This is a genomic window from Streptomyces sp. NPDC028289 (genome assembly GCF_055565975.1).
The window spans coordinates 439,823-461,071 of the sequence record NZ_JBVHTI010000003.1; the positions used below are offsets into that span (position 1 = coordinate 439,823).

Annotated in this window: 15 protein-coding genes; 10 read left to right on the forward strand and 5 right to left on the reverse strand. The window is 73.4% G+C overall.

Going from position 1 to position 21,249, the window contains the following annotated elements; genetic code table 11:
- Positions 1-68: 68 nt before the first annotated feature.
- Positions 69-2,555 carry a DNA helicase PcrA gene (gene pcrA, locus ACZ4UV_RS16160; protein WP_451019521.1) on the forward strand — a complete coding sequence of 829 codons (2,487 nt, stop codon included), beginning with the start codon at positions 69-71 and terminating at the stop codon, positions 2,553-2,555.
- A 70-nt stretch (positions 2,556-2,625) separates the two neighbouring features.
- Here the strand turns inward: pcrA and ACZ4UV_RS16165 are convergent, their stop codons facing one another.
- Complete coding sequence (locus tag ACZ4UV_RS16165; RefSeq protein ID WP_451019522.1) at positions 2,626-4,125, reverse strand: M23 family metallopeptidase; 1,500 nt, start codon at positions 4,123-4,125, stop codon at positions 2,626-2,628.
- A 243-nt stretch (positions 4,126-4,368) separates the two neighbouring features.
- Positions 4,369-5,235 carry an esterase/lipase family protein gene (locus ACZ4UV_RS16170; protein WP_451019523.1) on the reverse strand — a complete coding sequence of 289 codons (867 nt, stop codon included), beginning with the start codon at positions 5,233-5,235 and terminating at the stop codon, positions 4,369-4,371.
- Between the two features lie 324 nt (positions 5,236-5,559).
- On the opposite strand from ACZ4UV_RS16170, the gene ACZ4UV_RS16175 reads away from it, so the two are divergent.
- A complete protein-coding gene (locus ACZ4UV_RS16175) occupies positions 5,560-5,976 on the forward strand; it encodes a cobalamin B12-binding domain-containing protein (protein ID WP_294008099.1) in 417 nt (138 codons plus the stop codon).
- 160 nt (positions 5,977-6,136) lie between these two features.
- Here the strand turns inward: ACZ4UV_RS16175 and ACZ4UV_RS16180 are convergent, their stop codons facing one another.
- On the reverse strand, positions 6,137-7,750 hold the full coding sequence (locus ACZ4UV_RS16180; RefSeq protein WP_451019529.1) for a DUF5691 domain-containing protein: 1,614 nt from the start codon (positions 7,748-7,750) through the stop codon (positions 6,137-6,139).
- A 64-nt stretch (positions 7,751-7,814) separates the two neighbouring features.
- Positions 7,815-9,170: an SWIM zinc finger family protein gene (locus tag ACZ4UV_RS16185; protein ID WP_451019524.1), complete on the reverse strand. Its 1,356-nt coding sequence runs from the start codon at positions 9,168-9,170 to the stop codon at positions 7,815-7,817.
- 132 nt (positions 9,171-9,302) lie between these two features.
- Between ACZ4UV_RS16185 and ACZ4UV_RS16190 the strand changes: the two genes are divergently transcribed.
- The 7 genes from ACZ4UV_RS16190 to sucD all read left to right on the forward strand — a co-directional run bounded on the left by ACZ4UV_RS16190 (position 9,303) and on the right by sucD (position 18,279).
- Complete coding sequence (locus ACZ4UV_RS16190; RefSeq protein WP_467838478.1) at positions 9,303-10,421, forward strand: ATP-binding protein; 1,119 nt, start codon at positions 9,303-9,305, stop codon at positions 10,419-10,421.
- Positions 10,418-12,826 carry a DUF5682 family protein gene (locus ACZ4UV_RS16195; RefSeq protein ID WP_467838481.1) on the forward strand — a complete coding sequence of 803 codons (2,409 nt, stop codon included), beginning with the start codon at positions 10,418-10,420 and terminating at the stop codon, positions 12,824-12,826. The genes ACZ4UV_RS16190 and ACZ4UV_RS16195 overlap by 4 nt, the downstream gene beginning before the upstream one ends.
- Complete coding sequence (locus ACZ4UV_RS16200; protein ID WP_451019526.1) at positions 12,823-14,022, forward strand: VWA domain-containing protein; 1,200 nt, start codon at positions 12,823-12,825, stop codon at positions 14,020-14,022. Before ACZ4UV_RS16195 ends, ACZ4UV_RS16200 begins: the two co-directional genes overlap by 4 nt.
- Positions 14,023-14,257: 235 nt before the next feature.
- Positions 14,258-15,145, forward strand: coding sequence for a hypothetical protein (locus tag ACZ4UV_RS16205; RefSeq protein WP_451019527.1), 888 nt, complete (start codon positions 14,258-14,260; stop codon positions 15,143-15,145).
- Between the two features lie 233 nt (positions 15,146-15,378).
- A complete protein-coding gene (locus tag ACZ4UV_RS16210) occupies positions 15,379-15,738 on the forward strand; it encodes a hypothetical protein (protein WP_451019528.1) in 360 nt (119 codons plus the stop codon).
- 450 nt (positions 15,739-16,188) lie between these two features.
- Positions 16,189-17,367 (forward strand): ADP-forming succinate--CoA ligase subunit beta, encoded by a 1,179-nt coding sequence (sucC, locus tag ACZ4UV_RS16215; protein WP_390044130.1) that lies wholly within the window; start codon positions 16,189-16,191, stop codon positions 17,365-17,367.
- 27 nt (positions 17,368-17,394) lie between these two features.
- On the forward strand, positions 17,395-18,279 hold the full coding sequence (sucD, locus tag ACZ4UV_RS16220; protein WP_093499555.1) for a succinate--CoA ligase subunit alpha: 885 nt from the start codon (positions 17,395-17,397) through the stop codon (positions 18,277-18,279).
- Positions 18,280-18,570: 291 nt separating this feature from the next.
- Here sucD and ACZ4UV_RS16225 read toward each other — a convergent pair whose 3' ends face one another.
- The gene (locus ACZ4UV_RS16225; RefSeq protein WP_451022237.1) at positions 18,571-19,413 is read right to left on the reverse strand and encodes a sigma factor-like helix-turn-helix DNA-binding protein; all 843 of its coding nucleotides are present in this window, start codon (positions 19,411-19,413) and stop codon (positions 18,571-18,573) included.
- A 96-nt stretch (positions 19,414-19,509) separates the two neighbouring features.
- On the opposite strand from ACZ4UV_RS16225, the gene ACZ4UV_RS16230 reads away from it, so the two are divergent.
- Positions 19,510-21,219, forward strand: a complete 1,710-nt coding sequence (locus ACZ4UV_RS16230; protein WP_451022236.1) for a cell division protein PerM — start codon at positions 19,510-19,512, stop codon at positions 21,217-21,219.
- Positions 21,220-21,249 lie beyond the last annotated feature (30 nt).

A 21,249-nucleotide genomic window follows, 5' to 3' on the forward strand; every position in this document is an offset into this window, starting at 1 on the left:
TCGGTCACCGGGGCGAGTTTTCGGGGCGGCGGCCGGTTGTCGGTGGGGCGCCCTAGACTCGGAGAGCGATGAGCAGCCTCTTTGACGACAGCTTCCTGGCGAGCCTCCAGGCCCCCCGCGGCCATGACGAGGAACCCCCGCCGCCGCCCGAGGACGAGCACGCTCCGGAGTCGATTCCGGACGATCTGTTCGGCGGGAAGTTCGACGTGCCCCCGGACCGGGACGCCTACTACCGCGACGGCGCCGCCCGCCCGGCCCTGGACCCGGCCGCACTCCTGGAGGGGCTGAACGACAACCAGCGGGCCGCCGTCGTGCACGCCGGCTCCCCGCTGCTCATCGTGGCCGGCGCCGGTTCCGGCAAGACGCGCGTGCTCACCCACCGCATCGCCCACCTGCTCGGCGCGCGCAATGTGCACCCGGGCCAGATCCTCGCGATCACCTTCACCAACAAGGCCGCGGGCGAGATGAAGGAGCGGGTCGAGCACCTCGTCGGCCCGCGCGCGAACGCGATGTGGGTGATGACCTTCCACAGCGCCTGCGTGCGGATCCTCCGGAGGGAGAGCAAGAAGCTCGGCTTCACCTCCTCCTTCTCGATCTACGACGCGGCCGACTCCAAGCGCCTGATGGCCCTGGTCTGCCGAGACCTGGACCTCGACCCCAAGAGGTTCCCGCCGAAGTCGTTCAGCGCCCAGGTCAGCAACCTGAAGAACGAGCTGGTCGACGAGGAGGACTTCGCCGCCCGGGCGAGCGACGGCTTCGAGAAGACCCTCGCCCAGGCCTACGCCCTCTACCAGTCGCGGCTGCGCGAGGCGAACGCCCTCGACTTCGACGACCTGATCATGACGACGGTCAACCTGCTGCGCGCCTTCCCGGACGTCGCCGAGCACTACCGCCGCCGCTTCCGGCACGTCCTGGTGGACGAGTACCAGGACACCAACCACGCCCAGTACGCGCTCGTGCGCGAGCTGGTCGGCACCGGCGCGCACGACGAGAGCACCCCGCCCGCCGAGCACGACCTGCCTCCCGCCGAGCTCTGCGTCGTCGGTGACGCCGACCAGTCGATCTACGCCTTCCGGGGCGCCACGATCCGCAACATCCTGCAGTTCGAGGAGGACTACCCGAACGCGACGACGATCCTCCTGGAGCAGAACTACCGCTCCACCCAGACGATCCTCTCCGCCGCCAACGCGGTCATCGAGCGCAACGAGTCCCGCCGCCCGAAGAACCTGTGGACCAACGCGGGCGCGGGCGCGCAGATCACCGGCTACGTCGCCGACACCGAGCACGACGAGGCGCAGTTCGTCGCCGAGGAGATAGACCGTCTGACGGACGCGGGCGAGGCGAAGGCGGGCGATGTCGCCGTCTTCTACCGCACCAACGCGCAGTCCCGTGTCTTCGAGGAGATCTTCATCCGCGTCGGCCTGCCCTACAAGGTCGTCGGCGGCGTCCGCTTCTACGAGCGCAAGGAGGTCCGGGACGTCCTGGCGTACCTGCGGGTGCTGGCCAACCCGGAGGACTCGGTCCCGCTCCGGCGCATCCTCAACGTCCCCAAGCGCGGTATCGGGGACCGCGCGGAGGCGATGATCGACGCCCTCGCCCAGCGCGAGAAGATCAGCTTCCCGCAGGCGCTCAGGCGCGTCGACGAGGCGTACGGCATGGCCGCGCGGTCGACGAACGCGGTCAAGCGGTTCAACACGCTGATGGAGGACCTCCGTACGGTCGTGGAGTCCGGCGCCGGACCCGCCACGGTCCTGGAGGCGATCTACGAACGCACCGGTTACCTGGCCGAGTTGCAGAGCTCGACGGACCCGCAGGACGAGACCCGCATCGAGAACCTCCAGGAACTCGCCTCCGTGGCGCTGGAGTTCGAGCAGGAGTCCGGCGAGGGAGAGCAACCGGGCGGGCTCGCCGACTTCCTGGAGCGGGTGGCCCTGGTCGCCGACTCCGACCAGATCCCCGACGAGGACGAGAACGGCGACGGCGTCATCACCCTGATGACCCTGCACACCGCCAAGGGCCTCGAGTTCCCGGTGGTGTTCCTGACCGGTATGGAGGACGGCGTCTTCCCGCACATGCGCTCCCTCGGCCAGACCAAGGAGCTCGAGGAGGAACGGCGCCTCGCCTACGTCGGCATCACGCGCGCGCGGGAGCGGCTCTACCTCACGCGGTCGGCGATGCGCAGCGCCTGGGGTCAGCCGTCGTACAACCCGCCCTCGCGCTTCCTGGAGGAGATCCCGGGCGCGTATCTGGAGTGGAAGCGGACCGGGGCGACGGCGCCGGTCTCCTCCGGGCCCGTCGCGGGCGTGGCGGCCTCGCTCTCCTCGACCCGCTCGCGCTCCTCGGCGTCGGGCGCGTCCGGCTTCGCCACCCGGCGGACCTCGGAGAAGCCGGTGGTCTCGCTGGTGGTCGGCGACCGCGTGACCCACGACCAGTTCGGCCTCGGCACGGTCGTCGCGGTGAAGGGCACGGGCGGCAACGCGGAGGCGACGATCGACTTCGGCGACGCCAAGCCGAAGCGGCTGCTCCTTCGGTATGCGCCGGTGGAGAAGCTGTAGTGGAGAAGGCGTAGCGGCGAAGGCGCGGTACCGGGCCCCGCTGCGGCGGGGCCCGCCGGTATCGGCCGGCTCAGGTCGGGTCGAGCCCGTGGCTGCGCAGCCACGGCAGCGGGTCTATGGCGGCGCCGCCGGCCGGCCTGACCTCGAAGTGCAGGTGCGGGCCAGTCGAGTTGCCGGAGTTCCCGGAGTACGCGATCGGGTCGCCGGCCTTCACCGTCGTACCCGCGGCGACGCGGTACGACGAGAGGTGGCAGTACCACGTCTCCGTGCCGTCCTTGGCCGTCACGATCATCATGTTGCCGTAGGCACTGTTCCACTTGGTGGAGACGACGCCGTCGGTCGCGGCCATCACCGTCGTGCCGTAGGAGACGGGGAAGTCGATGCCCGTGTGGACGGACATCCAGTTGACGCCGGCCTGGCCGAAATAGGCGCTGAGGCCTTTCTGCGTGACCGGCAGCACGTACTTCGGGCGCAGCCGCTCCTTGCGGGCCGCCTCCGCCGCCGCCTTCTTCTTCTCGGTCTCCTGCTGGGCCTTGAGGTCGATGCGCTCCTGCGTCCGGCTGGCCCGGTCGGCGAAGTCGTCGGCGCCCGCCGAAAGCGTCCGCAGCTGGGCGTCCAGCTTGCTGTTGGCGGCGGACGGTTTCACCGACTGCGCGTCGGAGGCGGAGGCGGTGGTGTCCTTGCCGTCGTCGGTCAGGCTGCCGACCGAGGCGGCCGCGATTCCGGCGACCCCCATCACGCACACGGAGGGCACGGCGACGGTCAGCAGGGCGGACCGCTTGGGAGGCGTACGGCGGCGGGAACGCGCCCCCGCGCGGGAGCCTGCGCGAGTCGCGGGCGTGGCCGGGGTGACCTCTTCCTGGTCCTCCAGCAGTGGCGTTACTGCAGGCAGTTCACCGGTCGCGGCCGGCTCCGTATCGTCCGGGGAGTCCACCGTGGACTCCTCGAACGCGTCGTGTCCGCCGTACTCCCCGTACTCCGCCTGCTCCCCGTACGGCCCGTGCTCCGCCTGGTCCCCGTGCTGCTCGAAGTCCGCGTAGGGCTCGTGCTGTTGCCCGTGTTCGGGTTCGGGGGCCTGCGCCGGGGTGCCGTCGGAGTTCCACTGCGTGGCGTCGTACACGCCGGTGTCGAAGGCCTGGGTGCCCCACTCCCACTGCTGGGTCGCACCGGCCATGCCCGACTGGTCGGGCTGGACCCAGGCGTTCGCGTCCCAGTGGCCGCTGGTGTCGGCGGCCGTGCCCTGCGCCGGGACGGTCCATGCGGTGCTGTCGTAGGCGCCGGAGTCGTAGGCGGCGTGGTGCTGGGCCGCGTACGGGTCGTAGTTCAGCGTCTGGCCGCCGGAAGTCTGCCACTGCGTGGTGTCGTACGCCCCGGTGGCCTGGCCCTCGCCGGGGAGGCTGCCGAAGAGCGGGTCGCTGTGGAACGCGGTACCGGTGGCGGTGTGGTCGCCGTACGTGGTGAAGTCGCCGTACTGGGCTTCCTGCGTGCCGTACGGCGCGTAGTGCGCCTCATCGGCGTCGGAAGCCGGGGCCGGGGTGGTCATGGTCCCCGACGGGTGACGGTCGTTCACCAACTTCTCTTTCGCCTCGACAACAGGGGCTGCCAGAGCAGTGCGGCGACTGTACCCGGCGGTATGCGGGCGCGACAATCTTCAACAGGTTTCGCTGTTTCGGGAAACGGGCATTCGGCCGTGTTTCGGGGGACGACGGGCGCGGGTTTGGCCTTGTGTTCGAGGAGTGTTCGAGGTGAGTGGTGGTCCTCGGCGGTCCCCGACGGCCCCCGGCGACCCCGAACCGGGCGCTCCGGTACGTCCTCAGGCCACCGTCAAGCCGCCCGCGATCCGCTCCTCCGGATGTGTTTCGTCGAGGGCCTGCCGTATACCGGTCGCGACCGCCGGGTGGACGGGCAGGGCGAGGTGGCCGATCCCGGTCACCCGCACGTTCGTCGCCATGAGGTCGGGATGGTCGATGCGGGCCGTCTCCACCGGCTCCATCAGTGAGTCGAGGTCGCTCCAGAAGCTCACGAACCGGGTACGGCAGCCGGGCGCGGGCCGGGTCAGGTCCTCGATGACGTCCGAGCCGGGGCGCATCTGCCGCACGATCGGGTGCGCGTCCGCCAGCGGCGCCACCCGGGTGCCGGAGTGCGGGGTGCCGAGCGTCACCAGCGTGCGGACGCGCAGGTCACCGCCGAGGCGCTGGACGTAGTAGCGGGCGATCAGCCCGCCGAGGCTGTGCCCGACGATGTCGACCCGGCCGTTGCCGGTACGCTCGCAGATCTCCTCGATGTGCCGGCCGAGAAGCTCGGCGGCGGTGCGGATGTCGCAGGTCAGCGGCGAGTAGTTGAGTGACTCGACGCGCTGGCCGCCGTGCTGGGCGAGGGCGCGGCGCAGCAGGACGAAGACCGAGCGGTTGTCGATGAAGCCGTGCAGCAGTACGACCGGCGGGGCCGCGCGGACCGGCAGCCGGGCCGTGCCGTCGAGCTCCGCGGACGGTGCGGGCGGTACGGCCGGTCGGCGCTCGGGGGTGAGGCCGGTCGGGTAGAGCAGCAGGTGCCCGGCCAGGATCGCGGCCTCCAGGGCGGTCGACTTCAGGAGGGCGAGCGACAGGCCGGCGAGTCTGCTGGGCAGGAAGCGGCGGCAGAACGGGAGAAAAGGCTCCAGCAGTACCTCGGTGACCTTCATCGGCCGACCTCCTGTCGGCACGCCGAGGACGGCTCCGTCCCCCGTGTGCCCTCATGGGGAGGCCGGGCGGAGGCGGCGGGGGCGGCCGGCTGCGACGACTGCCGCGTCGCGTGTCCGTACCGTCCCCGCGGACCACGCTGCGGCTCCCCGACGTGTCCCGCTGTGTGTGATTTCCCCCTCTGTAACCTCCGCGAAACTGCCGGTTGCGGGATGCTGGAGATAACGTTCGTTCACTTGGGGTGGGTGGCGGAACGCGCTGAATGTGCGGTACTTCTCGGTACGCATGGATGTTGGCGTGTTCGTTTCGTGGTCATGGAGGCAGTGATGGGTGTGGCAGCCGGTCCGATCCGTGTGGTGGTGGCCAAACCGGGGCTCGACGGCCACGACCGTGGGGCGAAGGTCATCGCGCGGGCGCTGCGCGACGGGGGCATGGAGGTCATCTACACCGGGCTCCACCAGACGCCGGAGCAGATCGTCGACACGGCCATCCAGGAGGACGCCGACGCCATCGGCCTCTCCATCCTCTCCGGCGCCCACAACACCCTCTTCGCCGCGGTCATCGACCTCCTCAAGGAGCGTGACGCCGAGGACATCCTCGTCTTCGGCGGCGGCATCATCCCCGAGGACGACATCGCCCCGCTCAAGGAGAAGGGCGTCGCCGCGATCTTCACGCCGGGGGCGACGACGGCGTCGATCGTGGAGTGGGTCCGGGAGAACGTGCGGCAGCCGACCCAGGCGTAGGCCGCGTTCGCGGGGGGCCGACTTCGGGGGTCCGGCTGTCGGGCGGGTGCGGGTCGTGTGTCGGCTGCGGGCTGGTGGGGGCTGGTCGCGCAGTTCCTTCCCCAGCCTTCGGCCGGGGGTACCCCCAGCGCCCCTTTCGGGGCGCCATTGCTTGCGTTTCCTATGGGGCGCGGTCGTCGAGTTCTGAGAGCATTGCCGCCCGCAGTCTCAAGGTCGTGACCAGGCGCTGGAAGGCTTCTGCCCAGTAGCCGCCGGCTCCCGGTGAGGCGTCCTCGCGTTCGTCCGGTATGGCGAGGAGCGCGTCCAGGCGGCCGGCTTCCGTGGGGTCGAGGCAGCGCTCGGCCAGGCCCATCACCCCGCTGAAACTCCACGGGTAACTCCCGGCGTCCCGCGCGATCTCGAGGGCGTCCACCACGGACCGGCCGAGCGGGGCGGACCACGGTACGGCGCACACGCCGAGCAGCTGGAACGCCTCCGACAGACCGTGTGCCGCGATGAAGCCGGCCACCCAGTCGGCGCGCTCCCCGTCCTCCAGCGTGCCCAGCAGCTTGGCCCGCTCGGCCAGGGACACCGCGCCCGGACCGCCCGCCTCCGGTGCCGCCGGCGCCCCCAGCAGGGCTCTCGCCCACTGGGCGTCCCCCTGCCGTACGGCGGCCCGGCACCAGGCCGCGTGCAGCTCGCCCTGCCAGCCGTCCGCCACCGCCAGCGCCACGATCTCCCGGGGCGTCCGGCCGCCGAGCCGGGCCGGCCACGCGGAGAGCGGGGCCGCCTCCACCAACTGCCCCAGCCACCATGACCGTTCGCCGCGTCCGGTCGGCGGTTTGGCCACCACGCCGTCGCGCTCCATCCCCGGGTCGCACTCCGGCGGTGCCTCCACCGCGATCACCGGTCCGTCCCCGGTGTGATCGACCGCCACGCACGCCCCGGCCCGCACCGCCATCCGTCCGGCGAGCGCCGAGCCGGGCAGCGCGGACAGCAGCTCGGCCGCCGTCGTCCGCACGTTACGGCTGCGGTCCGACAGCGCCTGCTCCAGGAACGGCTCGTCTCCCGCGGCCAGTCCGGTGCGCAGCGAGTCGAGGAACATCAGCCGGTCCTCGGCCCGCTCGGTCGACCAGGTCCCGGCCAGCAGCTCGCGCGCCGCCTCCGGCGAACGGGCCCGCAGCGCGGCCAGCAGGGCGACCCGCTCGGCGAACAGCCCCTCCTGCCACAGCTGCCGTATCGCGTCGGTGTCCTCGGGGCCGGGCAGCGCCGCACCGCCGCCCGGGGCCGCGCGCAGGGCGAACCGCCAGTCCTGGTTGAGCCGGGCCAGCCACAGGGCGCGCGGTCCGGCGAAGGCCAGCGCGGCGGGCCGCAGGTCGGTACGGCCCCGGGCCGCGTCCAGCAGCGCGGGCAGCACCTGCGGGGGCGCGGCGAACCCGCGTGTGTTGGCCGCAGCGAGCCACTGCGGCAGCAGCTCCATCAGGTCGGGCGAGGTGCCCCGGCGGCCACCGGCCGCGGTGCCGGGGCGGTCGGACAGCAGCATCGCCAGTCTGCGTGCCGCGGCGGCCGGCAGCGCGGGGCGCGGGTCCCCGGGGGCCGGATCGGAGCGGCGCGCGGCCGGTGCCGGACGCAGCCCGGCCCGCCGCCGTACGGTCGCCACGGCCGCCTCGTCCAGCAGGGCCACCGGGGCCTCGCGGGCCGGCCCGCCGGTCGCGGGCGGCCGCCGGTCCGTGCCCAGCAGAGCCGTGGTGACGAGATCCTCCCAAGCGGTCACGGGGTTCCCCTTCCACGAGATCCAGGAGTTCTGCGGGTTCTTCGGGTTCTACGAGTTCTGCGAGCCGGTTCGGGGGCCGGCCGGGTCAGCACAGCGGTACCGCCTCGCCCGCTTCCTCCGGCCAGGCCGTCAGCGGGGTGAAGCCGCGGTGGCCGCACTCGCCGAAGACCGTGACCGGGGCGCCGCCCGAGAGCGCGACGAGCCGCCACAGACCCGGCCCGGAACGGGCGCCGGGAGCCAGGGGCAGCGCCGACTCGGCCTCGGCGTCCGCCAGTTGCCAGGAGTCGCCGTCCGGGACCGGCACGACCCGGTCGAGCGTGACCGGCACCGAGTCCAGCCACGGGTCGTCGCGCAGCGCCTCCCCGTACCGGGCCGCCGCCTGAGCCGTCGGTACGCCCGGCGGCCGTGCCGACAGGGGCGCGGGTGCGGCGAACCGCTCGCCCAGCGCCGCCCGGTGCTGACCCGCGCCCGGATAGGCGGACAGCTCCGCGTCCAGGGCGAGGCCGACCGGCAGCGCCAGCTCGGGGGCGCGGCCGGCCGCGCCGTAGGAGAGGAGCAGCGCCGTACGGCCCGAGTCGGCGCCGTGCAGCCAGATCCGGCGGGTCGTCAGCTTCGCGTCCGCCGTGTCGTACTGGGCGAGGACCAGCCAGCGGTCGCGCACCGGCGGGCCGTCCGCCGGGGCGGGCAGGCCGACCCGGGAGCGGACCGTGGCCGCGAGACCCGCCGGGAGCCGGTCGCGGTGCAGCCAGCCCTGGTCGAGCAGGTGCAGCAGCGCGCACTCCTCGAGCAGCCGCACCGGCCAGCCCGGTCCGGAGCCCGGTATCGCCCCCAACTCCCGCACCCGCGCCGCCAGTCCGGGGGCCTGGGCGTCGACCATGCGGGCCGCCGTCTCCTCCCACAGCCCGTACCCCGCCTGCTCGGCCGCGGCCAGCCCGCCGCGCAGCAGGTCGGACAGCCGCTGCTCCAGCTCCGTGGCGCCCGCCGTGACCCGCTCGGCCCGCTGCTCCGCCCGGCGCCGGGCCGCCTCCGGATCAGCCGCGGCCGGGGAACTCCCGGTGCCCGCCGCCCGCTTCCCCTCCGCGCGCTCGCGTCTGCCCGCGATCCACTGCTCGGCCCAGTCCGGCGGCTGCTGCGCAGCCGGCACCGAGTCGTCCGCGCCGGCCCAGAGCAGGAGCAGCCCGAGGGCGTGTTTACAGGGGAACTTCCGGCTCGGGCAACTGCACTTGTAGGCCGGCCCCGCCGGGTCGGCGATGTCCACGATCGTCTGGTACGGCTTACTGCCGCTGCCCTTGCACAGTCCCCATACCGTCCCCTCCTCGCAACTCCCGGCCCCGGACCACGGCCCCGCCGCTCCGAGCCTGCTTCCCGCTTTGCGTGACGCGGCGTCAGGCGCCAGGGCCAGCACCTGGTCCGCGCTCCAGCGCACCCCCTGCTGAGTCATGTCATCGAAGGTAGATCCCGCCACTGACAATCGCCCCGGCGAGCACGTCTGCGCAGGTCAGAGCGATTGTCAGTGGCGTGGTGCACGGTGGACACCAGATCCGAACCGGCCGAGCTGGAGGGGGCCTCAGCCATGACTGTGTCCGTGGAACCGACCGACCCGACGACCGTCGAGAGCGCACTGCGACCGCACGCCGAGCATGCCTTCGCCGCCGAACTCGCGGCACTGGCCGCACAGGACGACCGGCCGCGTCCGGCCCGCTGGAGGCTGTCGCCGTGGGCGGTGGCCATCTATCTGCTCGGCGGCACCCTGCCGGACGGCACGGTGATCACGCCGAAGTACGTCGGCCCGCGCCGCATCGTCGAGGTCGCCGTCACCACCCTCGCCACCGACCGCGCCCTGCTCCTGCTCGGCGTGCCCGGCACCGCAAAGACCTGGGTCTCCGAGCACCTGGCCGCCGCCGTCAGCGGCGACTCGACCCTGCTGGTGCAGGGCACGGCCGGCACCCCGGAGGAGGCGATCCGCTACGGCTGGAACTACGCGCAGCTGCTCGCCCACGGCCCGAGCCGGGACGCCCTCGTGCCCAGCCCCGTCATGCGGGCCATGGCGGAGGGCATGACGGCCCGGGTCGAGGAGCTCACCCGGATCCCCGCCGACGTCCAGGACACGCTGATCACGATCCTGTCCGAGAAGACCCTGCCGATCCCCGAGCTGGGCCAGGAGGTGCAGGCGGTCCGCGGCTTCAACCTGATCGCCACCGCCAACGACCGCGACCGGGGCGTCAACGAGCTCTCCAGCGCCCTGCGCCGCCGCTTCAACACCGTGGTGCTGCCACTGCCGGAGAGCCCGGACGCCGAGGTCGACATCGTCGCGCGCCGCGTCGACCAGCTCGGCCGCTCCCTGGACCTGCCGGCCATGCCCGACGGCATCGAGGAGATCCGCCGTGTCGTCACCGTCTTCCGCGAGCTGCGCGACGGCGTCACCGCCGACGGCCGCACCAAGATCAAGTCACCGAGCGGCACGCTCTCCACGGCCGAGGCGATCTCCGTCGTCACCAACGGCCTCGCTCTGGCGGCCCACTTCGGGGACGGCGTGCTGCGGGCCGGCGACGTGGCGGCCGGCATCCTCGGCGCCGTCGTCCGCGACCCGGCCGCCGACCGGGTCGTCTGGCAGGAGTACCTGGAGACGGTCGTCCGCGAGCGGGACGGCTGGAAGGACTTCTACCGCGCCTGCCGCGAGGTGAGCGCGTGAGCGACGACACGGCGTGGCGGCGGTCGCCCGGCCCCGGACCGCTGCTGCTGGGGGTACGCCACCACGGCCCCGGCTCCGCGCGGGCGGTTCGGGCCGCGCTGGACGCCGCCCGGCCGCGGGTGGTGCTGATCGAGGGCCCGCCCGAGGCCGACGCACTGGTCCCGCTGGCCGCCGACCCGGAGATGCGGCCACCGGTCGCGCTCCTCGCGCACGCCGTGGACGAGCCCGGCCGCTCGGCGTTCTGGCCGCTGGCCGACTTCAGCCCCGAGTGGGTGGCGCTCCGCTGGGCCCTGGAGCACGAGGTCCCGGCCCGCTTCATCGACCTGCCGGCCACGCACACGCTGGCGTGGGAGCGGCAGGAGGACCCGCGCGAACCGGAGGACCGCTCCGGCGCCGGGCAGCAGCAGGTCCGCCTCGACCCCCTCGCCGCGCTCGCCGAGGCCGCCGGCTACGACGATCCCGAGCGCTGGTGGGAGGACGTCGTCGAGCACCGCGGCGGGGCCGGGGAGCGGGACGTGTTCGCGCCGTTCACCGCGGTGGCGGAGGCGATGGGGGCGCTGCGGGAGACGTACGGGGGCGGTGGCCGCGACCGGGATCCCGTGCGGGAGGCCCACATGCGGCTCCGGCTGCGCGCCGCACAGCGGGAGTTCGGGGAGCAGATCGCGGTGGTGTGCGGGGCGTGGCACGTGCCGGCGCTGCGCGCGAAGAGCACCGTCGCCGCCGACCGGGAACTGCTGAAGGGGCTCCCCAAGGTCAAGGCGGACATGACCTGGGTGCCGTGGACGAACCGCCGGCTGGCCCGGGCGAGCGGTTACGGCGCGGGCATCGACTCGCCGGGCTGGTACGGACATCTGTTCCGAGCCCCGGACCGGCCCGTGGAGCGATGGCTCACCAAGGTGGCCGGACTGCTCCGCGAGGAGGACCGGATCGTCTCCTCGGCCCATGTCATCGAGGCGGTCCGGCTGGCCGAGACGCTCGCGGTGATGCGCGGCCGCCCGCTGCCCGGCCTCGGTGAGACGACCGACGCGGTGCGGGCGGTGCTCTGCGAGGGCTCGGACGTCCCGCTGGCGCTGGTGCACGACCGGCTCGTGGTCGGGGACGTGCTGGGGGAGGTGCCGGAGGCGGCGCCCGCGGTGCCGTTGCAGCGGGACCTGGCCCGGGAGCAGCGCCGGCTCAGGCTGAAGCCGGAGGCGCTGGAGCGGGAGCTGGAGCTCGACCTGCGCAAGGAGGGCGACGCCGGCCGCAGCCGGCTGCTGCACCGGCTGCGGCTGCTCGGTGTCGGGTGGGGGGAGCCCGCGCAGTCGCGGGGGAGCACGGGCACGTTCCGGGAGACGTGGCGGCTGCGCTGGGAGCCGGAGCTGTCGGTGCGGGTGGCCGAGGCCGGGGTGTGGGGGACGACCGTCGAGGGCGCGGCGACGGCGAGGGCCGAGACCGACGCGGTGCAGGCGAGCGCCCTCGCCGACGTCACCGGGCTCGCCGAGCACTGCCTGCTCGCCGGGCTGCCGGACGCGCTGCCGGTGGTGATGCGGGCGCTCGCCGACCGGGCCGCGCTGGACACGGACGTCGGCCGGCTCGCCCAGGCACTGCCCGCCCTGGTCCGCTCCCTGCGCTACGGCGACGTCCGGGGCACCGACACCCGGGCGCTCGCGGAGGTCGCCGCGGGTCTCGCCGAACGCGTCTTCGTCGGGCTCCCGCCGGCCTGCACCGCCCTCGACGCGGACGCGGCCGACGAGATGCGCGGCCATGTGGACGCGGTGCACACGGCGGTGGGACTGCTCGGGGAGGCGGCGGCACCGGCCGGATCCGGCCACTCGGACCTCCGCCCCCGCTGGCGGGCCGTGCTGCGCACGCTCTCCGGGCGGGACACCGTGCCCGGGGTGCTGCGCGGGCGGGCCGTGCGGATCCTGCTGGACGAGGGGGAGCTGGGGCCACAGGAGGCGGCGCGGCTGATGGGGCTGGTGCTCTCGCCGGGAACCCCGCCGGCGGACGCGGCCGCCTGGATCGAGGGGTTCGTCGGCGGGAGCGGCGGAGGCGGGATGCTGCTGGTGCACGACGAGCGGCTGCTCGGCCTGGTCGACGCATGGCTGACCGGGGTGCCGGCGGAGGCGTTCACGGACGTGCTGCCGCTACTGCGCCGGACGTTCTCGGTGTACGAGCCGGGGGTGCGCCGGACGATCGGCGAACTGGTGCGCCGTGGCCCGGGGGAGCGGCTCCAGGGGGCGGGGCAGGCCGGCGGGACACCGGGTTTCGGCGCCGAGCCGGACGCCGGGCGCGCCGACGCCGTACTGCCGGTGCTGCGGCTGCTGCTCGGCCTCGATGAACTCGATGCGGCGGAAGACGCATCGGAAGACGCGGTGGAAGACGCGGCGAATCCGGACAACGACCTTGTGGAGGCGGGGAGATGACACCGGATACTCCGGATACTACGGACGCAGCCGTCGGCACCGGCACCGCTGAACCCGCGCGGGAGCGGCTGCGGCGGTGGCGGTTGGTGCTCGGGGGTGAGGCCGCCGACGGGACCGGGTGCGCGCTGTCGGGGCGGGACGCGGCGATGGACGGGACGCTGGCCGCGCTCTACGGGAAGGGGGACAGGGCGCAGTCGGGGCGGGAGCGTTCGGCGGGGCTGGGCGCGTCGGCGCCGTCGGTGGCGCGCTGGCTCGGGGACATCCGGACGTACTTTCCCTCCTCCGTCGTGCAGGTCATGCAGCGTGACGCCATCGACCGGCTCGGGCTGGCCTCGCTGCTGCTCGAACCGGAGATGCTGGAGGCGGTGGAGGCGGACGTGCACCTGGTCGGCACCCTGCTCTCGCTCAACAAGGCGATGCCGGAGACGACGAAGGAGACGGCCCGGGCGGTCGTGCGCAAGGTCGTCGAGGACCTGGAGAAGCGGCTGGCCACCCGTACCCGGGCGACCCTCACCGGCGCCCTCGACCGCAGCGCCCGCATCAGCCGTCCGCGCCACCACGACATCGACTGGAACCGCACCATCGCCGCCAACCTCAAGCACTACCTGCCCGAGTACCGGACGGTGGTGCCGGAGCGGCTGATCGGGTACGGCCGGGCGTCGCAGTCGGTGAAGAAGGAGGTGGTGCTCTGCATCGACCAGTCCGGGTCGATGGCAGCCTCGGTGGTGTACGCCTCGGTGTTCGGGGCGGTGCTGGCGTCCATGCGGTCGATCGACACCCGGCTCGTCGTCTTCGACACCGCGGTGGTCGACCTCACGGACCAGCTGGACGACCCGGTGGACGTCCTGTTCGGCACCCAACTCGGCGGCGGGACGGACATCAACCGGGCGCTGGCGTACTGCCAGTCGCAGATCACCCGGCCTGCGGAGACCGTCGTCGTCCTCATCAGCGACCTCTACGAGGGCGGGATACGCAACGAGATGCTGAAGCGGGTCGCGGCGATGAAGGCGTCGGGCGTCCAGTTCGTGGCGCTGCTCGCGCTGTCGGACGAGGGCGCGCCGGCGTACGACCGGGAGCACGCGGCCGCGCTCGCGGCACTGGGGGCACCGGCGTTCGCGTGTACACCGGACCTCTTCCCCGAGGTGATGGCGGCGGCGATCGAGAAGCGGCCGATCCCGGTGCCGGACACCGTGTGACGACCGCACGGGAGGGGGACTTGTCGACTCGGCGATGTCCGCCACGGCCGCCAAAAGGGACATGAGTACCCATCGGTAACGGGGGGCTTGCGCACCCTCGGGAGTCCCGTGCAAGGATCGAAGTCTCCACTGGTCTTTCACCGGCCTTCACGCCGTTGGACCCCTTCTGCTCTGTTCCGCCGCACGGAGGATCCTCCCCGCCTTGACCTCGCCAGCAGTTCTGTCCGGTGCCGCCGTGCGCGTGTTGCGCACGGCGCCCGGTCGGCGTGCGCTGCAACTGGCGCTGCTGGTCGGCGGACTGCTCGCGCTCGGCTTCCTCTGCGGGCAGCAGGCACAGGCGGCCGAGGGAGTGCCGTCGACGCCGCCGTCGTCGACGTCGTCGGCACCGTCGTTGACGTCCGCGGTGACCCGGCGGCTCCCGCTGCGGGACGTGGTGACGCCGCATCGGGAGCCCGGGGCGGCGCCGAAGTCCGTCGTCAAGGCCGTGCCGGTGGTGGACGGCGTCGGCGACGTCCTCCGGTCCGTGACCGGCACGGTGAGCGACACGGCGACCGGGACCGTGACCTCTCCTGTCGTCTCGGCCTTGACCGAGACGCTGACCGAGACGGTGCGGCAGGTGACGGAGCTGCCCGCCGTGCCGGTGGTGCAGGTGCCGGGGCTTCCCGTCGTCTCCGACCCGCCGGCCGAGCCGGACCCGGACCCGGTGACGCCGGTGCCCGGACGCACGCAGGCACAGCCGCGGACACCGGTCGCGCACGAAGCGGGGCACGAGAAGCCCCGTACGCAAGCCGCGACGGCAGCGGCGGCGACCACCGCTGCGTCGTACGGGCCGCGGATCACCACCGCCGCCACCGTGGCCTTCGCGTCCGGCAAGGCGCCGCACACCGGCACCCACCGTGCCGGCCGCGCCGCCGACGCTCCCGCCCACCCCGCGCCCGCCGGTGACCCGGACGGCGCGCTGGGCAAGTCGGCCGTGGACGGCGCCGCCTCCCGGCACGGCGACGCACACGCCGTGACCTCCGCCGGCCGGGCGCCGCTCAGGCTCGCGCCCGGTGCCGCCGCGCGGCTCGACGCGGCGGGGACCCGGGACAGGTACCGGGACATCCCCCTCTTCCCCGGCTAGGACCGGCGACCACCCTCCCCGCCACTGACCTGCCGCGCGGGGGCGGAACAGGTCCGCCCGCCCGCCCGGACCCTCGCGGATCCCCCTCCGGACTCCGCGAGCACGCCTCGGTTCCCCCTGCCGAGCGCTCCGGGCGGCGATGTCCCCAGCCGCGCTTCCGGCCCCACCGGAAGCTCTCCCGGCTCCGTGTGCGCGTGGAAGACGCGCCGGAGCCCCGAAGGACTGACGCACGCATGAACGAGTACATCGGCCGTTCCATGGTCACAGCCGCCGGCGGCACCTGGGCGTGGGCGTTCGGCCGGCCCGCAGCGGCCGGCGCCGAGGAGCCGCCCGCCGTGTCGAGCCGGGCGGCCCGGATCCGCGGTGCCCAGGCCATCCAGGGCGCCCGTGCGGCCCGTGCCGCGACGGCCACGGCCAAGGCGCAGGCCACCGCCCGGGCTCACGCCCAGGCCCTCCAGAACCGCGCGATGACCATGCTCACGGACGCCGCCCCCGGCCATCACCCCTTCCCCTCGGCCTACCCCTCCGCCTTCCCCTCGGCCTGTCCCTCGGCCGCCACCCCCCTCACCCCGGAGGCCGGCCACGGGGCGTAGGCCCGCGTGACCGGTTCTCTGCGACGCCGTGGGCCGCTCGGTGCGGACGGCCGAATGCCGTCGGTCCGTCCGACCGGAAACCCACGGTTCGGGCCGGCCCTCTCCCCTGGGGCGGGGTGCGGCCGCCCGGCCCGAGGACCGGAAGTCCTCGGGGCCTGAGGCCTCACCGGGCCAACCCCAGCCCGGTGAGGCCTCGCACTTCGCCCGCAAGGCGGCACGCCGTGCCACGAGAACCCCGGATACCAGGCATCATGTGACAGGTATCACCGCTCAGGTGTGACTCCCGATTTAGAGACCCTCAGCGAGCGGCGATAATCTGCGAGACGGACATGCCGCGCGCTCGGACACCGTGTGCGCACCCCTTGTGACACATTGCGGACGTCACGTTGCCCTTCGCGGCACGCCCACGCATCCAACGAACCGCGAGATCACTGATAGGGACGGAAGCGCGTGGACCTGTTCGAGTACCAGGCGAGGGACCTCTTCGCCAAGCACGATGTACCGGTGCTGGCCGGTGAAGTCATCGACACGCCTGAGGCGGCGCGCGAGATCACCGAGCGGCTGGGCGGCAAGTCCGTCGTCAAGGCGCAGGTGAAGGTCGGTGGTCGCGGCAAGGCCGGTGGCGTCAAGCTGGCCGCCTCCGCGGACGAGGCCGTCGCCCGTGCGACGGACATCCTCGGCATGGACATCAAGGGCCACACGGTCCACAAGGTGATGATCGCCGAGACCGCCCCGGAGATCCTCGAGGAGTACTACGTCTCCTTCCTCCTCGACCGTGCCAACCGCACCTTCCTCTCCATCGCCTCCGTCGAGGGCGGCATGGAGATCGAGGAGGTGGCGGCCACCCGCCCCGAGGCCGTCGCCCAGACCCCGATCAACGCGATCGACGGTGTGGACCTGGCCAAGGCCAAGGAGATCGTCGCCGCGGCGAAGTTCCCGGCCGAGGTCGCCGACAAGGTCGCCGACGTGCTGGTCAGGCTGTGGGACACCTTCGTCAAGTCGGACGCCCTCCTCGTCGAGGTCAACCCGCTCGCGAAGGTCGCCTCCGGTGACGTCATCGCCCTGGACGGCAAGGTGTCGCTCGACGACAACGCCGAGTTCCGTCACGACTGGGACGAGCTGCACGACAAGGCCGCGGCCAACCCGCTCGAGGCCGCCGCCAAGGAGAAGAACCTCAACTACGTCAAGCTCGACGGCGAGGTCGGCATCATCGGCAACGGCGCGGGTCTCGTCATGAGCACCCTGGACGTCGTCGCGTACGCCGGTGAGAACCACGGTGGCGTCAAGCCCGCCAACTTCCTCGACATCGGCGGCGGCGCCTCCGCCCAGGTCATGGCGAACGGCCTGGAGATCATCCTCGGCGACCCCGACGTCAAGTCGGTCTTCGTCAACGTCTTCGGTGGCATCACCGCCTGCGACGAGGTCGCCAACGGCATCGTCCAGGCCCTGAAGCTCCTGGAGGACCGCGGCGAGGACGTCTCCAAGCCGCTCGTCGTCCGTCTCGACGGCAACAACGCCGAGCTGGGCCGCAAGATCCTCACGGACGCCAACCACCCGCTGGTGCAGCGCGTCGACACCATGGACGGCGCGGCCGACAAGGCCGCCGAGCTGGCAAACGCCGCCAAGTAAGCACTCAGGACGAGGACACAACACACCATGGCTATCTGGCTCAACAAGGACAGCAAGGTCATCGTCCAGGGCATGACCGGCGCCACGGGCATGAAGCACACCAAGCTCATGCTGGGCGACGGCACCAACGTCGTGGGCGGCGTCAACCCGCGCAAGGCGGGGCAGACCGTGGACTTCGACGGCACCGAGGTACCCGTATTCGGTACGGTCGCCGAGGCCATCGAGAAGACCGGCGCCAACGTCTCCGTCATCTTCGTGCCGGAGAAGTTCACCAAGGACGCGGTCGTCGAGGCCATCGACGCCGAGATCCCGCTGGCCGTCGTGATCACCGAGGGCATCGCCGTGCACGACTCGGCGTCGTTCTGGGCGTACGCCGGCAAGAAGGGCAACAAGACCCGGATCATCGGCCCGAACTGCCCCGGCATCATCACCGTCGGCCAGTCCAACGTCGGCATCATCCCGGGCGACATCACCAAGCCGGGCCGCATCGGCCTGGTCTCGAAGTCCGGCACGCTGACGTACCAGATGATGTACGAGCTCCGTGACATCGGCTTCTCGACCGCCGTCGGCATCGGTGGCGACCCGATCATCGGCACCACGCACATCGACGCGCTCGCCGCGTTCGAGGCCGACCCCGACACCGACCTGATCGTCATGATCGGTGAGATCGGTGGCGACGCCGAGGAGCGGGCCGCGGACTTCATCGCGAAGAACGTGACCAAGCCGGTCGTCGGCTACGTCGCGGGCTTCACCGCCCCCGAGGGCAAGACGATGGGCCACGCCGGCGCCATCGTCTCCGGTTCGTCGGGCACCGCCCAGGCGAAGAAGGAGGCCCTGGAGGCCGCGGGCGTCAAGGTCGGCAAGACCCCGACCGAGACGGCGAAGCTGGCGCGCGAGATCCTGGCCGGCTGAGCGTCGTTCTCGACGCCGGTTGACCGAACGTCGGTAGGCCCGTCCCCGGGGTGGGGGCGGGCCTACCGACGTTTCGCTCACCGGCGCTTGCCGGGTGCCGCCCGCGCCCACCCTCCCCCACTCTCGGCTTCGCTCGAGCGGGGGGACCCCCATCGCCCCAGCGGCACGACTGCCCGCAGCTAGGAAGCCGACGCGACTGCAGCGCCCCGTCAGGGGCGCTGGGGGTACCCCCGGCCGAAGGCTGGGGGAGGAACTGCGCGACCAGCCCCCACCGGCCCGCGGCCGACGTACTCACCTCGCTACCGGCACCAGTCTCTCCGGGCCGTTGTGAACAAGCCCCTGCAGTTTCAGCCGCAACGCCCGCTCCCCCGCCGACAACGGCCCCAGCCCCACCTCCGCCGGCACCCCGCTGATCGCCTGGGCCGGGCCGATCGGTGCCTCGTAGTGCGTCGGCGCCGTCCGCAGCGTGAGGGTGGTCGCCGCGATGATCGTCGCCGTGAAGGCGAGCGCGGACCGGGTCCAGAAACGGGTCCGCTGTTCGGCGTACGTCCGCACGGTGGGCGGCTGGGCCGCCTGCAACCGCTCCGTCGAGGCCAGTTCGGCCAGCCGGCGGTGCAGCGCGGCGGGGTCGGCGAGTTCCGGCACCCGGTCGGCGACCAGCCGCCGCGCGCGGGTGAGCCGGCCGGCCGCCGCCGGCGTGCTCGCCTCCGTCTCCGCCGCGGTCTCCGGCAGGTCGAGGCCGACGCCGTCGTACAGCAACAGCGTGCGCCGGTACGTCGGCGGCAGCTTCAGCAGCGCCTCCAGGAGCGCGTGGTCCGCCGCGTCGGCCGGCGGTGGTTCGGGGCGGCGGTAGCGCAGCCGGAACCGGTGCCAGGGGGAGAGCGCACACTCGTGCGCCACCGCCCGCACCCAGCCGGCCGGGTCCCGGTCGCAGGCCACCTGCGGCCAGTTCTGCCAGGCGAGTTGGAAGGCCCGCTCGACGGCTTCCTGTGCCAGCTCCCGGCGGCCGGTGAGCAGGTAGGCCTGCCGCACCAGGGCCGGGGCGCAGAACGCGTAGAGCGCGTCGAAGGCCTGAGCGGGCGTCAGCGTGGGGGACGGTCCGGCCTCGTCGGTACGGGCAGGGCTCTGCGTCATCGGGCGCACCTCCCTTCGAAAAAGCACATAAACATATATTGAGCGACACTTCGGCTGTTCATCGGTTACGACGGAAAAGCGCGTGTCGTTGGGAGCATGGCGGTCGTGATTCGGATGACCGCCCGCCGACCGTCGTTGCCGTCCCGCCGACCGTCGTCGCCGCCGCTGCTCAGCCGGGTGCGCGACCGTTCCCCGGGACTGGGCGCGAGCCTGGCGGCCGGTGCGCTCGCGGCCGGACTCGGGCTCGGCGCCTTCGCCGTGCTGACGATCGCGCTGTGGGTCAGCTCGCCGTACCCCGACAGCGGCCCGGGCGGCGCGCTGCACGTCGCGGCCGCGCTGTGGCTGCTCGCCCACGGCGTCGAACTGGTCCGTACCGACACGCTGTCCGGAGTACCGGCCCCGGTCGGGGTGACGCCGTTGCTGCTGATCCTGGTGCCGGCGCTGCTGCTGCACCGGGCGGCGCGGTACGCGGTGGACGCGCCGGACGTCGACGACCCCGACGCGCCGCCGCCGGTCCGCGCCCGTACGGCCTGGGCCGGTGTCGTCGCCGGCTACCTCGGCGTCGGCGGCTGCGCCGCCCTGTACGCGTCCGGCGGGGAACTGCGACCCCAGTGGGCTTGGGTGGCGGTGTCCCCGCCGCTGCTCGCGGCGTGCGCGGCGGGCGCCGGGGTGTGGACGGCGTACGGCCGTCCGCGTGAACCGCTGCTGCGCCTGGTGCCGGTACTGCCGGGTGCGGTACGGCGGCGGCTGCTCGGGCGCGACACCCGGGTGCGGTGGGGTACGGCCCTCCGCGCGTCCCTCGCCGGGACGGCCGTGTTCTTCGGGGGCGGGACGCTGCTGCTCGCGGTGTCGCTGGTGGTGCACGGAGGCACCGCGCGGGCCTCGTTCCTGCAGCTGACGGAGGGCTGGACGGGCCGGTGCGCGGTGCTGTTCCTCTGCGTCGCGCTGATCCCGAACGCGGCGGTGTGGTCCGCGTCGTACGCCGTGGGCCCCGGCTTCGCGCTCGGCGCCGGGCATCTCGTGAACCCGCTGGCCTCGCATCCGGCACCGCTGCTCCCGCCCTTCCCGCTGCTGGCGGCCGTGCCGGAGCACGGTCCCGGAGCTCCGCTGAACTGGGCGGCCGGGGCGGTGCCGGTGGCGGCCGGGGCGACGATGGCGTGGTTCGTGGCGGCACGGGCGGCCGGGCGGCGCTGGTCGGCCGAGCGCACGGCGGGGGTGGTGGCACTGGCGGCACTGCTGTGCGCGCTCCTGCTCGCGGCGCTGGCCGAGCTGGCGGGCGGCCCGCTGGGCGTCGCCGCACTCACCGCCTTCGGTCCGGTCTGGTGGCAGACGGGTGCGGCGGCCGGCGGCTGGCTCCTCGCGGTGGGCCTGCCGGGAGCCCTGACGCTGCGGGCGTGGCGGCGGGAGGGCGCCGTCTCACTCGCCGCATGGCTGGGGTTCGCCGGGCGGAAGCCGCGGGACGGACAGGACGCGGAGGAGGAGCAGACGCACGGGAGCCGTACGCCGTCGGCCTCGGCCCCCGCCCCGACCTCGACCCCCGCCTCGACTCCGGCCTCGGCCGCCACCCCGGCCTCGGTCATCGTGGTCGGACTGCTGTCCGATCAGGCCGACGGCGACGGCGACACCTCCGAGCGGTACGAGGCGCTGCCGGCCGAGCCGCACGAGGTGCTGCCGGTCGACCCGCCGCCCGGCCCCTGGGAGGACGAGGCGGCGCGCAAGGCCCGCTGGACGACGCTGCGGAAGCTGTCCGAGCCGACCGGGACGTCCGAGCCGGCCGAGCCGGCCGAGGACACCGACGGCCCCTGACCCTCCCGGCTGCGCGTCACCCCCCGTCCC

What these genes read in the sequence shown, in the direction of transcription:
- ACZ4UV_RS16175 (WP_294008099.1), top strand. Translation starts at nt 5,560, where the DNA reads ATGGGTGTGGCAGCCGGTCCGATCCGTGTGGTGGTGGCCAAACCGGGG.
- ACZ4UV_RS16230 (WP_451022236.1), top strand. Translation starts at nt 19,510, where the DNA reads ATGGCGGTCGTGATTCGGATGACCGCCCGCCGACCGTCGTTGCCGTCC.
- pcrA (WP_451019521.1), top strand. Translation starts at nt 69, where the DNA reads ATGAGCAGCCTCTTTGACGACAGCTTCCTGGCGAGCCTCCAGGCCCCC.
- ACZ4UV_RS16170 (WP_451019523.1), bottom strand. Translation starts at nt 5,235, where the DNA reads ATGAAGGTCACCGAGGTACTGCTGGAGCCTTTTCTCCCGTTCTGCCGC.
- ACZ4UV_RS16185 (WP_451019524.1), bottom strand. Translation starts at nt 9,170, where the DNA reads ATGACTCAGCAGGGGGTGCGCTGGAGCGCGGACCAGGTGCTGGCCCTG.
- sucD (WP_093499555.1), top strand. Translation starts at nt 17,395, where the DNA reads ATGGCTATCTGGCTCAACAAGGACAGCAAGGTCATCGTCCAGGGCATG.
- ACZ4UV_RS16200 (WP_451019526.1), top strand. Translation starts at nt 12,823, where the DNA reads ATGACACCGGATACTCCGGATACTACGGACGCAGCCGTCGGCACCGGC.
- ACZ4UV_RS16225 (WP_451022237.1), bottom strand. Translation starts at nt 19,413, where the DNA reads ATGACGCAGAGCCCTGCCCGTACCGACGAGGCCGGACCGTCCCCCACG.
- ACZ4UV_RS16210 (WP_451019528.1), top strand. Translation starts at nt 15,379, where the DNA reads ATGAACGAGTACATCGGCCGTTCCATGGTCACAGCCGCCGGCGGCACC.
- ACZ4UV_RS16190 (WP_467838478.1), top strand. Translation starts at nt 9,303, where the DNA reads ATGACTGTGTCCGTGGAACCGACCGACCCGACGACCGTCGAGAGCGCA.